Annotated in this window: 14 protein-coding genes; 8 read left to right on the top strand and 6 right to left on the bottom strand. The window is 50.1% G+C overall.

Features of this window, described 5'->3' with window-relative positions; all coding sequences use genetic code 11:
• Positions 1-183: 183 nt before the first annotated feature.
• From EBAPG3_RS01270 to EBAPG3_RS01250, 5 genes are all read right to left on the bottom strand, one after another.
• Positions 184-1716, bottom strand: a complete 1533-nt coding sequence (locus EBAPG3_RS01270) for an MBOAT family O-acyltransferase (protein WP_040853159.1) — start codon at positions 1714-1716, stop codon at positions 184-186.
• Between the two features lie 110 nt (positions 1717-1826).
• Positions 1827-2975, bottom strand: a complete 1149-nt coding sequence (locus EBAPG3_RS01265; RefSeq protein ID WP_004180878.1) for an ulvan lysase-like protein — start codon at positions 2973-2975, stop codon at positions 1827-1829.
• A 21-nt stretch (positions 2976-2996) separates the two neighbouring features.
• The gene (locus EBAPG3_RS01260) at positions 2997-4247 is read right to left on the bottom strand and encodes a carboxylate--amine ligase (RefSeq protein ID WP_151898839.1); all 1251 of its coding nucleotides are present in this window, start codon (positions 4245-4247) and stop codon (positions 2997-2999) included.
• The gene (locus tag EBAPG3_RS01255; RefSeq protein WP_004180874.1) at positions 4198-5232 is read right to left on the bottom strand and encodes a glycosyltransferase family 4 protein; all 1035 of its coding nucleotides are present in this window, start codon (positions 5230-5232) and stop codon (positions 4198-4200) included. The genes EBAPG3_RS01260 and EBAPG3_RS01255 overlap by 50 nt, the downstream gene beginning before the upstream one ends.
• A 22-nt stretch (positions 5233-5254) precedes the next feature.
• Entirely contained in the window at positions 5255-6724 is a 1470-nt protein-coding gene (locus EBAPG3_RS01250; RefSeq protein WP_004180873.1) for a lipopolysaccharide biosynthesis protein, read from the bottom strand.
• A gap of 181 nt (positions 6725-6905) precedes the next feature.
• On the opposite strand from EBAPG3_RS01250, the gene EBAPG3_RS01245 reads away from it, so the two are divergent.
• From EBAPG3_RS01245 to EBAPG3_RS01235, 3 genes are all read left to right on the top strand, one after another.
• Complete coding sequence (locus tag EBAPG3_RS01245; protein WP_040853158.1) at positions 6906-8246, top strand: putative O-glycosylation ligase, exosortase A system-associated; 1341 nt, start codon at positions 6906-6908, stop codon at positions 8244-8246.
• A 65-nt stretch (positions 8247-8311) separates the two neighbouring features.
• Positions 8312-9334, top strand: coding sequence for a polysaccharide deacetylase family protein (locus tag EBAPG3_RS01240; protein WP_004180869.1), 1023 nt, complete (start codon positions 8312-8314; stop codon positions 9332-9334).
• A gap of 56 nt (positions 9335-9390) precedes the next feature.
• Entirely contained in the window at positions 9391-9864 is a 474-nt protein-coding gene (locus EBAPG3_RS01235) for a DUF3565 domain-containing protein (protein WP_004180867.1), read from the top strand.
• A 218-nt stretch (positions 9865-10082) separates the two neighbouring features.
• Here the strand turns inward: EBAPG3_RS01235 and EBAPG3_RS01230 are convergent, their stop codons facing one another.
• A complete protein-coding gene (locus EBAPG3_RS01230) occupies positions 10083-11021 on the bottom strand; it encodes a PEP-CTERM sorting domain-containing protein (protein ID WP_004180866.1) in 939 nt (312 codons plus the stop codon).
• Between the two features lie 815 nt (positions 11022-11836).
• Between EBAPG3_RS01230 and EBAPG3_RS01225 the strand changes: the two genes are divergently transcribed.
• Genes EBAPG3_RS01225 through EBAPG3_RS01205 form a run of 5 tightly spaced genes read left to right on the top strand, consistent with a single transcriptional unit; the run spans position 11837 to position 14432 of the window.
• Entirely contained in the window at positions 11837-12226 is a 390-nt protein-coding gene (locus EBAPG3_RS01225) for an ATP synthase subunit I (protein ID WP_040853157.1), read from the top strand.
• Between the two features lie 18 nt (positions 12227-12244).
• Positions 12245-13051: a F0F1 ATP synthase subunit A gene (gene atpB / locus EBAPG3_RS01220; protein ID WP_004180858.1), complete on the top strand. Its 807-nt coding sequence runs from the start codon at positions 12245-12247 to the stop codon at positions 13049-13051.
• 60 nt (positions 13052-13111) lie between these two features.
• The gene (gene atpE, locus EBAPG3_RS01215) at positions 13112-13384 is read left to right on the top strand and encodes a F0F1 ATP synthase subunit C (RefSeq protein WP_004180856.1); all 273 of its coding nucleotides are present in this window, start codon (positions 13112-13114) and stop codon (positions 13382-13384) included.
• 37 nt (positions 13385-13421) lie between these two features.
• Positions 13422-13892, top strand: coding sequence for a F0F1 ATP synthase subunit B (locus EBAPG3_RS01210; protein ID WP_004180854.1), 471 nt, complete (start codon positions 13422-13424; stop codon positions 13890-13892).
• A 3-nt stretch (positions 13893-13895) separates the two neighbouring features.
• Complete coding sequence (locus EBAPG3_RS01205) at positions 13896-14432, top strand: F0F1 ATP synthase subunit delta (RefSeq protein ID WP_004180853.1); 537 nt, start codon at positions 13896-13898, stop codon at positions 14430-14432.
• Positions 14433-14434: the final 2 nt, after the last annotated feature.

Here is a 14434-nt window from a genome sequence, read left to right as displayed (position 1 = left end):
TGGTGGTCGTAAGCGTTGAACCAGTGGAGAATCCCATTGATGGATCAGGTAAGGATCCACAAGATAATTAAGGCTTAGAATTAAGATTAATAATGAAGCAGAGAGGAAACAAAATATCCTCACATATGCGCGAAATTGAGCATGTGGCACAGGATAAATAGTAGTGTCCGAGTTCATGAAAAATCAAAACTGAAAATATAGAAATTCCGTAATGCGATTCATATGAAGGACGCATGCAACAAAAGCTAGTGCAAATACCATGCTCCAGATTCTTGAGGGGGACCAGGGGATGTATCTGCTAATAGTCGAATTCGGTAGAGGTACTTTCTCAAGGCATGGATCGTATCGGTAAAAGATCTCCTGCGTATTGGGTGCAAACCATGCTATCAACATGGCACTCAATAGAACAGGTATACCAATTCCACCAAAATCAATCCATTGAATTCCATTGAACGATGGGACGACGGGCAAGTCTTGGAACCAGCTCGCATAGAGCTCAAAACCGCGGGGTAGCGAAATACCGTTCAACCCTACCAGCGCGCCAAGAATATCGATGGCTGTCCGCATATCTGGTGCTCGGAAAAACACCCACGCCACTAATACCGCCAGAAACGTAATTAAGCGGCTGCCTATCGCCCAGAGTACACCTGTTCTTATTTCGGTTTTGGATGCGATGAACTGCCAAACATGGTTGATAACAAGATAAAGCCCATGCAAGCCACCCCAGATGACAAAAGTCCATCCAGCCCCATGCCAGAGTCCGCCCAATAGCATGGTGGCCATCAGATTACGATAGCGGTTGAAGGAACCAATGCGACTTCCACCTAGTGGGATATATAAATAGTCACGAAGAAAACGCGATAACGTCATATGCCATCTTCGCCAGAATTCACTGATGTTCGCCGCTTTGTACGGTGAGTTGAAGTTGAGGGGAAGCCTGACCCCAAATAAACGGGACAAGCCAATGGCCATATCCGAGTAAGCCGAAAAATCGAAGTAGAGTTGGAACGTATAGGCCAGGGCACCGATCCATGCTTCAATAAGTTGTGGATGAGCATCCGGAGAAAAAACCGGATTAGCCAAGGGCGCAATATTGTCCGCAATTAATATTTTTTTTGCTAACCCAATAACAAAAATAGATAGCCCTATAGTGATGTTTTCTCCTGTTGGATAGTAATTCTTCCTATCGGCAAATTGGGGCATCATTTCTTTGTGATGCAGGACTGGTCCGGCAATAAGATGCGGAAAGTAAGTAACAAATAGAAGGTAATGAATAAATCGATATTCATTTACCTTTCCCTGATAGGTATCAACAAGGAAAGCGATCTGGGTAAATGTATAAAATGAAATACCAATTGGCAAAATAATATCCAGTGGCTGGAAATCCGTAACGCCAAAGGTATTGATTGTATGAAGGAAAAAATTAGCGTATTTGAAATAGGCAAGCAGGAGCAGATTGATTGTCACCGCAAAGACAAGCCAGTACTTCCGAGCAGGCTTAACGGCTTGAACAATACATAGACCGACCCAGTAATTGAACCCGATGGAGGCGAGAAGCAGAGGAATGTACCGGTAATCCCAATACCCGTAAAAAACTAAGGAGGCCAGAGCAAGCCATCCTGCCGCCCACGTGGGGTTGTGGCGGCCTAGCCAGAAGTAAACCGCAACGACGACTGGCAGATAACCAAATATGAAAGCAAAGGAGTTGAATAACACGTTTGCCTATTGCTTATATAAGATTAGTTGTTATTGTCAAACAGGCTGTAAAACATGGGGCGTGTCGTCAATTACACGGTAGGCTGCGGTATTTACTCCAGAATCCCAACCTATCCAATATTTTCCACCGATTCACCAAGTGCTTCCAGCATGAGCGCATCCATAAAGAACTTCGCTGCCCAGTTAGGGAAACGCCAGGTCATATAGCCACCATTGATGGGATGCGAGCCTTTGATAGCGCCATATATATTTACATTATCTGTACTCAAGTCTTGGAGTCCCATGTTATGGCGGTTAGCGGCGATCGCATGTTGGACAAGCAAGGATTCACCCGTTTCTCGCGCGAGGCGAAACCAGTTAATTGCCATTTGTGAATTTCCCGTTACGCACGTCCAGCTCGTTTTCCCTTGCCAATCCGGGGTTAAATATCCGGGAAGTGAGCCGTCTTCGCGTTGCGCCAGTGCTACGGCCTTTGCCATTCTTAGCGCGTGTTCCAGATACTGAGATTTTTCAAGCACTACACCGACTTCCAACAGACCGCGAATTGAATAAGCAATGGTGTGAGTTAACGCGCTATCATCCGAATTTCGAGTAAGGCAATTTCCTGGAAACCAGTCGTTTTCGCCTGCTGTGGAAAGTGCCCATGCGATATTACGGTCAGCTGCGAGCAGATAACGTTCGTCTGGGATAACCTCAAACGCCCGCGACAAACCGAATGCGGTGCGAGTATTGTACGCAGCTACACTAGTAGTTGTGAAAGGAGATTGAAATTGCCGCCAACACCCATCTTCGTCCTGCACTTTGACCAACCAGTCGGCCGCGCGCTTGAGAGCCTTCAAGAAGCGGTCGTCGTTCGTTTCCTTCGCTGCTCGCGCAAGACCAAATAACACCTGACCCGTATTAAAGATCGTGGGTGTAATCACATGTGCGTCCATCGTACCAGCGCGTACACCCCCCTCAGGGAGTTGTACGTCAACTTCCCATTGCGCCATGCGGCGTGCCGCCTCACGATATTGAGGCTTATTGAAGTGTTGCGCGTAATCATATAACGTAGGGATAATGTATCCAGTCGTCTCCGGATAGGACGCAAGCCATTTGTTGGCGCGAATGTCATAGGAGTGCGCTACGCCATCGTCTGGTGTAGCCGCCTGCGCACGGCAAATCCATTGCGCTGCAGCTTCCAAATGCGCGTTAATTGCCTGTGGAGCGCCACGCCCAACCCCAAGCTGGTCGCGAGCCAACTGAACCCAATGTTTCACCAATTTTCTCCTCTTTCAAACTTAGCGTCGCAGCAGATGTTTCAGCCTCGCAAAAATACGTTCACGCATGAGTTTCAACCAAGGAGCAGGATCGTCCATGCGGAAATATGCATTGCATGATTTGTGCGGGATGCCAATCTCGGGCGGTGTGCCAGTACTACATTCCCGTGCCCAGCGGTCTGTCACGGGTTCTCGCCACAGGCGGGGAGGGCTTGCATGATTTATGACTGGAATAGGTGCTCCCACTTCGTGGCAGTAAGCGGCGAGCGGGATATTCACACCGTTTACAGTCGCTACTTCCTCCTGAAAGTCGGTTCGTGATACTGTCGGCTCCACAATGTAGAATTCCCCATTATGCACATTACGCTTGAACTCCATGCTGCCCATGCCCACAAAGCCAACCGACCGAAAAAAACCAGTAGTCGCTGCCGTCAATTCTCGCTCGAACTGTGGTGCGGCAATACAACTGGCGGTGCCACCGATACGAGGTGGCCAGGATCGTAGTTTGCGGCCGACAAAACTCACAACTGGATCACCATTTTCTCCAACATACTGCAAACAAAAGTAAATATCGCTATCATTGCCCTCGATCCATTCCTGTAAAATCAGGTCTGGCATCACGGGAGATATTTCTCGCCAACGACGTGCTGCTTCGTCCCTGGAATTGACTACATAAGCTTTTTGAAATTGCGCACCATAGCCATAGTGCTTATAAGCAGGCTTCAGTACGCACGGATAATCCACTTCGTCGAGCCTTAGAAGATCGTCTTCTGCAGAAATACTTATGGCTTTGGGTATTCGCCCCCCGTGTGCTTGAGCCAATGCCTGAAATGTGGTCTTGTCCATAAGCGCGGCCAGCCTATCTGGGGCAAGCAAGTGGATACGGTAATAAGGAAGAATTTCCTCGCGCCGCTCAGACACAGTCTGAATGGATTTTTCTTCCGTAAGAAAAAGTACCGGACGGCAAGGAAATTTCCGCCTTATAGCGTGCAGTGCTTTAAGAAGCTGTTCGCCCGCAGTATTCTCAACCCTATGCTTATAACCATGGCGCGAATACATGGCAATGCCATCAGGCGTGCCAACGAGATATGTAAGTACCCGTCCGGCTGCGAGACTCCGCAAAACACCGAGGCCATTTAGATCTGAACCCACCACCACAGCCGGGATTGGGGTCGCACATAGATGTTGCGACGATGACGAGAGGGCGGCGTAATTTTCAGACTCAGGCGTTTGCATAACAAGCTTCATAGCAGTCAACAATTTCACGCGCAATACGGTCCCACCTGTAGCTCTGAACAAGTTTGCGCACGGCTTCTCGCGGCGGCCGTTGCTCGCTCAGATCGATAATTTCACGCCTGAGCTGAGTCTGATCGTCCCAATGTACCTTTCTAAGAGCAAATTCGCTTTCGGGCAAGCATAGCGCACTTTGCGAAGTCATGACTACCGGGGTGCCACCCGCCAGCGCTTCCAGAACTGCATTAGGAAATACTTCACCTTTGCTTGGCAGTGCAAACACCGACGCAGCAGCAAAAGCGCTTGCCAGCAGGGGGTCGCCATGTTCAAGTGCCCCTAACCATTTTACACGGGAGTCTTGTAGCAACTCCTGTAGATAATCCTGGTCCTGCTTCCCAGCTGGACCAATCAATACGATTTGGAACGGAGGATCCGTGAGTGCCCGCACCACTGCAAGCTGGTTCTTGTAAGGCGAGATCGACCCTACAACAAGAACGAAATCACCGCCGATGCCGGTCTCGCTACGAAAGAACTCGGCGTCAGCCACAAAAAATCGGTCACCGATACCATTTGGAATGATCTTTATTTTCATCGGCTCAATCAAAAATCCGGAAATAATCGCCTTCTTCTCATCTTCGCCGAGTGCTATAACCAGGTTAGCCAAATCCAACCCCCGGCGAATGTGCCCGTAGGTTGTCTGCACATTCCAGTCGGTCAATCTACCTACTATACTTTCGGCTAACCGTGCTCTTACGCCTGCGGCGTGATCCCACGCCGGTGATACAAGCGGGGATAGAATAACTGGCAGGTCCATCTCTCTTGCTGCTTCTACAATGCGGTGATTGCCGTTCATGGATCCAAATACATGGATAATGTCGTAATCCTTTAGCCGACTTCGTGCAGTATCGACTATCTCGACATCGACTCCTAATTGTTTAACCGCTTCCATCGTTGCCCGAATGCGCGATTGTAGGCCACCAATACGCTGAAATAGCATCGGATAGGATAAGTAACCAACATGCATTTATATCCTCATTTCCGCAGAATTAATCAATCTTCGCAGCACCACTGTTGGCTTTTGGATTCCTGATCTTCCAAATCAGCTTTTCGAACTCGTTCTTTATTTCATGGTCGAGAAAGAAAATTCCTAAGATCCAAACAATGAAAACTCCTCCGGTACTAATGGCTAATGGTAACAGCAGATGGCCGGGCTCAATTGGTATCGTGATCATGACAATTATCGGTACAACCGCTGTCAAAGAAGTGAGTAAAAAGCTCTTTGAAACTGATCCAAGGAATTCGAGAAATCGCATGCCTGTGAGTGCTGCGAGATATCGATAAGTCAGGAAGGATCTAAAAAATGTAGTCAGCACGATAGCCCAAGCTATCGCATCAAGTCCAAATGGTGCCGCTAGGAGTAGACCGAGAATTCTTACCGGTACTGACATCATGTCAAGATGCGCCTGTTTTTTCACATGGCCCATCGCGACAAATAGATATTTAGTTAAGCTGAACATGCTGTAGGCAGCGGCGGAGAGACACATGATCCTGACGAGCGGTACTGTGGCATCCCATTGATCCCCATAGAGTATCCTGACAATCGGAAAGGCCATCAGCGCGAGAAAGACATGAAAAGGCCACGAAAGTGCTGTTATGTAGCTCATGGTTTTTAGGTAGGCTTCTCTCAAATTATGACCTTCACGAGCCCGAGCCGAATACAACGGGAAGACAACGGGGGAAATCGCACTTGTGATAAGCCTGTTAAAAATTCCAAGCACACCTTGGGCCTTGCTGAAAATGCCAACCCCCTCCATATTGATCATTTTTCCGATAATCAAATCTGGGGCGGCAACACCAATCTCATCCACAATTCCGCTACCCGTTGCATAGCTGCCAAATGATATGACCTTATTCATACCCGAGAACCTTGGTTTCCAAGGCAATTCCTTCGGCCGAAAATACAGGCTTACCAATAGTGTTGTTCCTGTCCCGGCAACAGTGGCCCAAGCAAGACTCATAAATCCAAATCCCAAGAGGGCCAATATTATTGAGACCAGCAAATGGATCAAACTGCTTGCGGTGTTTATCCAGTATATCGCACCGAACTTCATTTGCCGCCGCAGATAAGGCAATGTGACCGAACTGAAGGGAATCAGCAGGAAGTTTAGTGCCAGAGCCAATATTACCGGCTTAACATCAGGTTCATTATAGAATTGGGCAGCTAGATCGCTAATGAGGAAAAGTATAGCTGCCGTAAACCACGCAATAAGAAGGGTCAGAGTAAAGGCTGCATTTATTTTTTGAATCGTAAGCTCTTTTTCCTGAATTACGTATTGGCCGACACCAAAATCCCGGATGATATGCGCAACGCCGACTAATACCGCGCCGACCGAGAAAATACCGATCTCGGCTGGCGTCAGCAAACGGGATATGATCATTGTGCCAACAATACCTAGAGCCAGAACGGTATATTTTTCAGCAAATGAAAATATCAGCGACCTTCTTGTAGCGCTCATTCAGGTTATGTTTAAATGCGGGAAAAGTAGATCAGGTTTTACTTCTGAGGTTTACGGCATTCATAAGCAATTATTTAATAGGGGCATTGGATATGGTAATCTGCCAGAGTAAAATCTTCTATGTTAGCTCTGCATATCCACCGCTATAAATCTTCAATAGCTCAATTCGTCGTATCAGATCATGAGAGATATTCTTGTCACCCTTATTGTATTAGGTTCCTTACCCCTGATCTTAAAAAGACCCTATATAGGCATATTGATGTGGGTGTGGATTAGCGTCATGAACCCTCATACGCAAGGCTGGGGGTTTGCCGCCACATTTCCGTTTGCCGCAATCGTCGCGGGCGTCACCTTTGTAAGCCTGTTTTTTACCAAAGAATCGAAAGGATTGCCTCTGACCCCGGTCACCTGGATTTTCATTGCTTTCGTGCTCTGGATGAATGTAACGACGATCTTTGCCTTATATCCGGATGATGCGTACATTCAGTGGAACAAAGTGATAAAAATCATGCTGATGACCTTTGTTACGCTAATGCTGATAAAGACAAAAAAACATGTGCAGCTTCTCATTTTGGTCATAGTTGTTTCGCTTGGCTATTATGGCGTCAAAGGCGGAATCTTTACAATAAAAAGTGGGGGAGTGGATATGGTCTGGGGGCCGGAGGGTACTTTTATTGGAGGAAACAATGAGATAGCCCTCGCGCTCATTATGACCATTCCCCTGATGCACTATTTGCAAATCATTTCACCGAATAAGTGGGTGCGGCATGGTCTGACTGCCGCCATGCTGCTTTGCGCCGTTGCCGCCCTCGGAAGCTATTCACGAGGCGCCCTGTTGGCGATTGCAGCCATGGGCGCGTTCCTTTGGCTCAAAAGCCGACAAAAGGCTGGTCTTGGGTTTTTGGCAGTTTTGGCCATCCCCCCCCTGCTTGCTTTCATGCCTGACCAGTGGTCACTCAGAATGGATTCCATTAATACCTACGAAGAAGATGAGTCGGTTCAAGGCCGCTTCAACGCCTGGTGGATGGCCTACAATTTGGCTAAGGACCGGCCCTTGACTGGCGGCGGCTTCGAGGTCGCAATGCCTGAGCTTTTTTACCGCTACGCGCCCAACCCTATTGATATACATGCAGCCCACAGTATATATTTTCAGGCCCTCGGTGAGCATGGATTTGTGGGTTTAGGGTTATATCTCTTGCTTGGCTTCATGACTTGGCGAACAGGCTCATGGATCATCCGCAGTACCGCCAAAAGGGATGACTACATGTGGGCCTATAATCTGGCGACCATGATCCAGGTGAGCCTAATAGGTTTTGCTGTCGGTGGAGCATTCCTGAGTCTGCTTTATTTTGATGTGCCTTATTATCTGATGGCGGCTATGGTGGCAACCCGCCTTCTCGTGGAGAAAGAGCTGAAGGAGAAGGCCGCGCTGGCGGTCATTGAGAAACGTTCCGGCACTCAACGTCAACTCGGGAACTTGAATCCATCACAATCGCAACGAATCGCCGGGGACTCAGGCTAGCGGCATGCATATCGAAATGGGTTATTTCATGGCTTGCTTGGCAGCGGCGTGCCCGGATAGCGCGTATGCCGGTGCGTGAAGCCCGCCACGTGGAAATGCCGGTCAATCCCATGCCGCCCTGGACCTTGTTGCCGAGCCGTGCGCTCCTGAACCTGCTTTCTCCTGGCGGGTCAAGCAGCCGCTTGACGATACTCATCTATCATCGCGTACTGCCTCGACCGGACCTGCTGTTTCCCGGAGAGAGTGATGCGGAAAATTTCGATCATCAAATGAAGCAGCTTGCAGGCTGCTTCAAAATAATTTCCCTTCTTGATGCGGTGCACGGCTTGCGTGAAGGAAAACTGCCGCCGCGCGCAGCCTGCATCACATTTGACGATGGTTACGCGGATAATGCGGAAATCGCCCTGCCGATCCTGCAAAAACACGGTATTCCGGCGACATTCTTTGTGTCGACCGGTTTCCTTGATGGCGGGCGGATGTGGAACGACACGGTTATTGAATTAATCCGCCGCGCGCCTGGAGATACCCTCGATCTTGCCAGTATAGGCCTGGGGCAATTCGAGACCGGAACTCTCCCGCAACGCCGACAGGCCATTCATAGCGTGCTGGATGCGCTCAAGTATCTGCCGCTTGAAGTGCGGCGGTCCAGGGTGGAGGAGATGTGTGCGCTTATTCCCGTCATCCCCGCTGGAAATCTCATGATGACTTCTGATCAAGTCAGGCTTTTGCATGGCGCCGGGATGGAGATTGGTGGGCATACCGTCAATCATCCTATCCTGGCCCGCTTGGAGAATGACGCGGCCCGCGCCGAAATCGCTCATGGCAAAGAGACGCTGGAGGGTATAATTCGCGCTCCCGTACGGCTTTTTGCATATCCGAACGGCAAACCGGGTCGCGATTATCTAGCGGATCATGTGAGAATGGTCAGGGAACTCGGTTTTGACGCAGCTGTTTCCACCGCTCATGGTGCAGCCAAAGTGGATATGGATTTATATCAGCTGCCGCGATTTACGCCATGGGACCGGGAACCGGTACGCTTCATGCTTCGCATGGCGCAAAATATGCTCAAGTCCATCGACACCGTTTAATTCAGCCATCATACGACACAATGGATTTTTCTAACGATTTGCTATTTTGATTATTTATGGAACGAGCGATTACAGGATTCGAAGTGGATAGTGAAGGTGATCCGATAGCCATTCTCAGTTGCGGCCATCCGCAGCATGTGCGGCATAATCCGCCATTTATCAACCGCCCGTGGGTAACCGATGAGCAGGGTCGCAACAGCATGTTGGGGAAGACTCTCAATTGCGTTCGATGCGAAAAATTTGAGCTTCCGGACGATTTTATCGCCTACAAACGCACATCCGAATTTACCGAAGAATCGGTACCGGCCGCTCTGAGGAAAGATCATTCCACAAAAACCGGTGTATGGGCAAAGATAAATGTGGAGGAGGGCAGGTTACGTTACCGTGTGCCGGCCCTCGGAGTGGAAACAGAGCTGTTCCCGGACAAGATTGGAATTGTTGTGCCGGAAGTCCTGCATAATGTGGAGCCTTTGGGTCCAGTTCGCTTCTTCGTCGAGTTCTATCGGGCGCCGGATAGAGATGGGCAATGATACAAGCTGCAAAAATCTTGATGTCATATATTATTCCGGCATCCTGAATGACTCCCTGGGGACAATGTAATGAGATAGATGACCTCTCGATGCAGCAGGGCACCTTTTGCGTACTTCAACAATAGCGCGCTTTTACCCTGCCTTGCGGCAACAACATGCAGAGGGTCACCCAGCTACTGACATCCGCTGCATGAAAATCGGGTATTCCGGATTTGGGGTCAAGTGCTGGATTCTTTTCTGCGACGGATTATCGCCCCTATCAGGGCAAGACCTCCCAGCAACATAGCGTAGATTTCCGGTTCCGGGACAACGGATGTGGCAATAGCCACGGCGGAACCCGGCCTCAGACTTGAGTCGACAATTTGTATATAGCCGTCGATTGGCAGAAAAGTCGCATGAAATGAATTATCCCAATCCGAAAGCCCTTGGGAAGTAAGTCCGGAATTGAAGGGGTAGGCTGCCTGCAAGGGATTAATGATCGGGTTCTGGTCCGCACCAGCATAATTCACATGTCCGGCAAGTTCATCATGCAGGAAGGAATTTGCGTTCGTCCACCAAAAAGATCCCGGGTGCTCGCCATCCAGGAACGAAACTATTCCAAGGCCATGACCGCTTCCCGCCCAATTGATCGCATTCACCGAATGACCCAAAGCGCCATCCCAACAACTGGATGCGGTCAACGCGGGCGCGCATTTTCCGCCCCCGTCGGGGGCACTCGGGTTATCAGGAATATTTCCCGTGTCGCCGCGCAGCGCATGAAAGTCGGAGTCAGCGGCAGTGATAAAGGTTCGATCACCCCGGACAGCCTCTATTGCCGCTCTATTATTCAGGATGCCACTGTAATTTGGTATTGCCAACGGCCCGCCTGGCGTCGCTCCGGTCCTAAAGGATTCCCCGCTTTCGACTACCAGTACGTTATAGGCGGAAAAATCCGGGGCCGCAGCGCTGCTGGCATCCCAGTACGTCAGATTCCAGCCTGACCCATCACTTTGAGGAAGTGTATGCACAATACTGGCCAATTGCGAAAATTTCTGCCGGTATTCCGAGGCCGGATCAGCATAGGTATACCACAACACATTGATTGTGTTCGCTTGCACCGGCAAGCTCAGGCTCGCGATCAGTGCTGTCGATAAAATCGAGGGATATATGATTTTCATTGCTATCTCTGTCAAAGGGTCTGAGCGAAGCAAAATAACCGCAATTTTAAACTGAAGCAATAATCGGACCTCAATATAATAATCATGATAATCATCTTATTATGGCTCGATGCCGCCCGATGGCATTTATATATGTAAAAATTTTCGACATTCTCGTCATAAGTATTCAACCTAATCCGGTAACTGAACGGGTGAATCGTGTGGTTTTGGAATGCGGGAAAAGTTGCAACGCAGCCATATGGGCCGCAAAAACCATGCAATTCATCCCGTAGCGGCCATACCCGGAAGGTGAGCCGGAAGGTGAGCCGGAAGGTGAGAGTCGAATAATACGATATGGTTATTAACCATATCGCTGATCCATCAAGCGAGCGGTCAGCTACCGGATTCGGGTTTAAGAGTGAAAAGGAGTTAAGTCCCTCCAGCACTCCTATTCCCTCCAATTTCTCGCGGCTTCCGTGTTAAACGCTATAAAAACGGCTGTTTTCAGAGATATGTTGCTGCGCAATGGATCTGCCCCGATATCTGCGCCAATCGCATCAATTCAGCGCGTAGTGTGATGCTTTTAATAACTTTCATAGTCATTCTCCAAGATGCCGGGAAGACTTTCCATTGACTGGCGCGCGCAAGCAGATTAAAATCCGCGTGTTTTGAAATTCAGTCAATGCCGAATAGCGGAATCTTGCTGGTTCGGCTGGCCCAAAAGATGAACCCCGAAAGGGTGCGCCGGCTGGGGAAATAAAAATTCAGATCTTGTGAAAAAAATTTCAACCCGCCCAGCGTCACGCCAAGCCGCTGTTTTCTGACAGACACCACATATGCCTTGGATACGAAACAAGCCGGTGCGCATTGTCATGCGTTGGCAAATGATCGTCACCGTGGCAATGGTGCTGACCCTTGGTCTGCTGTGGGGGTTTCATGGCGCGGCTTCCGCGCTATTGGGCGGTGTGATCAGTATAATTTCCGCCGCTGCCTTTGCGGCGGTGATCTCGCACTACCAGGGTGCCACCGCGGGGGGTGTCCTGATAACTGCGCTGAAAGCGGAGGCGATAAAGATCATTACCATGATCATATTGCTCTGGCTGGTTTTGACACTTTATGAGGATGTGGTCGCGGTCGGTTTTATCGGAACGTTCGCGGTTACGGTGCTGATTTTTGGCATGGCGCTGTTTGTAACGGATGAAACAAGCGCTGCCGGGATTAAATAGTTTGAATAGACAATAAAAATGGCATCAGGCACAGAGCTTACTCCAACTTCTTACATGTCGCATCACCTCACCAACCTGACCAGTTCAGTGGGCGAGGGCGCATTCTGGACATTGCATGTGGATACACTGGCGATGTCGATACTGCTCGGCATCATCAGCTTTGGTTTCCTGTGGTGGGTGGTGCGGGGAGCGACATCCGGCGTTCCCGGCAAGCGCCAGGCATTTGTCGAGCTGGCCATTGAATTCATCGATGAGCAAGTCAAAAGCACCTTCCATGGCGACCGTCACAAGTTCGTCGCACCTGCGGCCCTCACCGTGTTCGTGTGGGTGCTCATGATGAACGCGATGGACCTCTTGCCCATCGATATCATGGCCGCGGTTTACGAGCTGCTGGGTTTGCATAACTGGCGCAGCGTGCCGACCACGGACATCAACACCACGTTCGCGCTGGCGCTGTCGGTATGGTTACTGATGATTTTTTTCAATATAAAAGTAAAAGGGCTGGGTGGCTGGATACATGAGCTGGTGTGTACCCCATTCGGCAAGAATCCCATCTTGTGGCCGGTCAATATTCTGTTCAATGTGGTCGAGTATGTTTCCAAGCCGCTTTCACACTCCTTGCGTCTTTACGGAAACATCTATGCCGGCGAGATTATTTTTCTGCTGATCGGCATGTGGGCGGCCACCGGTTTGGCCGGGACCCTGTTCGGTACCCTGTTGGGGGCGGGATGGGCCATTTTCCATATTTTAATCATTACGCTGCAAGCGTTCATTTTCATGATGCTGACGGTGGTTTATCTTTCCATGGCGCACGAGTCGCACTGATTTAACCCCCATCTGCCATCACAAAACTATTATTTATCACTACGACGAGAGGAAAACGAGATGGACAATTTGCAATACTTGGCGATGATTCAGGCCTACACGGGCATTGGTATCGGCCTGATGATCGGTCTCGGCGCCGCAGGCGCCTGTATCGGCATCGGTATCATGTGCAGCAGCTTCCTTGAGGGCGCCGCCCGCCAGCCGGAAATGATCCCGACGCTGCAAGGCAAAGTGTTCCTGTTACTCGGATTGATCGACGCATCCTTCATTATCGGTGTTGGTCTGGCGATGCTCTTTGCATTCGGAAATCCGCTGCTGGCCGTCATCAAGTAATAATGCCCGCTACCGGTACCATAATCAGAGACTAGCCATGAATATCAACTTCACGCTTTTTTCTCAGGCAATGGCGTTCGCCATATTTATCTGGTTCACGGTCAAGTTCGTTTGGCCCCCGTTGATGCGTGCGATCGAAAACCGGCAGAAAACCATCGCCGACGGTCTGGCGGCAGGCGAGCGTGGCAAGCAGGAGCTGGAGCTGGCAAGCCATCGTTCCGCCGATGTGGTGAGAGAAGCCAAGCAGCGGGCGGCTGACATCATTGCTCAGGCCGAAAAACGCGCGTCCGAGATTGTCGAGGAAGCGAAGAACGTCGCAAGAGACGAAGGCAGTCGTATTCTCGTCGGTGCGAAGGCAGAGGTGGAGCAGGAAGTTTTCCGCGCCAGGGAAACATTACGGCAGCATGTGGCCGATCTGGCTTTGGCGGGTGCTGCGAAAATCCTGCACCGCGAAGTGGACGCCAAAACGCACGCCGATCTGCTTGCTTCCATCAAAACGGAGCTCTAGGCGATGGCTGAAGCCCGCACCATCGCACGACCTTACGCGGAGGCTGTCTTCAGGCTGGCCAAAGCCACCGATGCGCTTCCCGCTTGGTCCGACATGCTGCAGCTGGCCGCCACCATCGCTGCGGACGACAATATACGTGCGCTCATCGGCAATCCAAAAGTTCCGGCCGGGCGATTGGGCGAATTGCTTCTCAGCATAGGCGGCGACAGATTCAATGAAGCAGGCCGCAATTTCATTGTGCTGCTGGCGGAAAATGGCCGGATTGAAATATTGCCCGAGGTGAGAGAGCTGTTCGAACAGCTGAAGACTCAGCACGAAGGCGTGCTGGGAGCGAAAATTGCTTCCGCATTTGCCATGAGTGATGAGCAATTGAAAGATCTGGTGGCCAGCCTCGAAATCAAGTTCAAGCGCAAAATAGAAGCCACGGTAAGTATCGATCCCGAATTGATAGGCGGGGTGAAAGTTGAAATCGGCGACGAAGTGCTGGATGCCTCCGTGCGCGGTAAACTGGAAGCCATGGCTGTCGCACTTAAAAGCTAGGA

Source organism: Nitrosospira lacus (assembly GCF_000355765.4).
GTDB lineage: Bacteria > Pseudomonadota > Gammaproteobacteria > Burkholderiales > Nitrosomonadaceae > Nitrosospira > Nitrosospira lacus.
Note: the sequence above shows the minus strand (reverse complement) of the source record. Positions and strands in the feature narration are given on the sequence as shown.

Bases quoted from the DNA above. Each gene is read 5' to 3' on its own strand.
- atpE (WP_004180856.1), top strand. From the start codon at position 13,112: ATGGACAATTTGCAATACTTGGCGATGATTCAGGCCTACACGGGCATT.
- EBAPG3_RS01240 (WP_004180869.1), top strand. From the start codon at position 8,312: ATGCCGGTGCGTGAAGCCCGCCACGTGGAAATGCCGGTCAATCCCATG.
- atpB (WP_004180858.1), top strand. From the start codon at position 12,245: ATGGCATCAGGCACAGAGCTTACTCCAACTTCTTACATGTCGCATCAC.
- EBAPG3_RS01245 (WP_040853158.1), top strand. From the start codon at position 6,906: ATGAGAGATATTCTTGTCACCCTTATTGTATTAGGTTCCTTACCCCTG.
- EBAPG3_RS01250 (WP_004180873.1), bottom strand. From the start codon at position 6,724: ATGAGCGCTACAAGAAGGTCGCTGATATTTTCATTTGCTGAAAAATAT.
- EBAPG3_RS01255 (WP_004180874.1), bottom strand. From the start codon at position 5,232: ATGCATGTTGGTTACTTATCCTATCCGATGCTATTTCAGCGTATTGGT.
- EBAPG3_RS01225 (WP_040853157.1), top strand. From the start codon at position 11,837: ATGCCTTGGATACGAAACAAGCCGGTGCGCATTGTCATGCGTTGGCAA.
- EBAPG3_RS01210 (WP_004180854.1), top strand. From the start codon at position 13,422: ATGAATATCAACTTCACGCTTTTTTCTCAGGCAATGGCGTTCGCCATA.
- EBAPG3_RS01230 (WP_004180866.1), bottom strand. From the start codon at position 11,021: ATGAAAATCATATATCCCTCGATTTTATCGACAGCACTGATCGCGAGC.
- EBAPG3_RS01205 (WP_004180853.1), top strand. From the start codon at position 13,896: ATGGCTGAAGCCCGCACCATCGCACGACCTTACGCGGAGGCTGTCTTC.
- EBAPG3_RS01235 (WP_004180867.1), top strand. From the start codon at position 9,391: ATGGAACGAGCGATTACAGGATTCGAAGTGGATAGTGAAGGTGATCCG.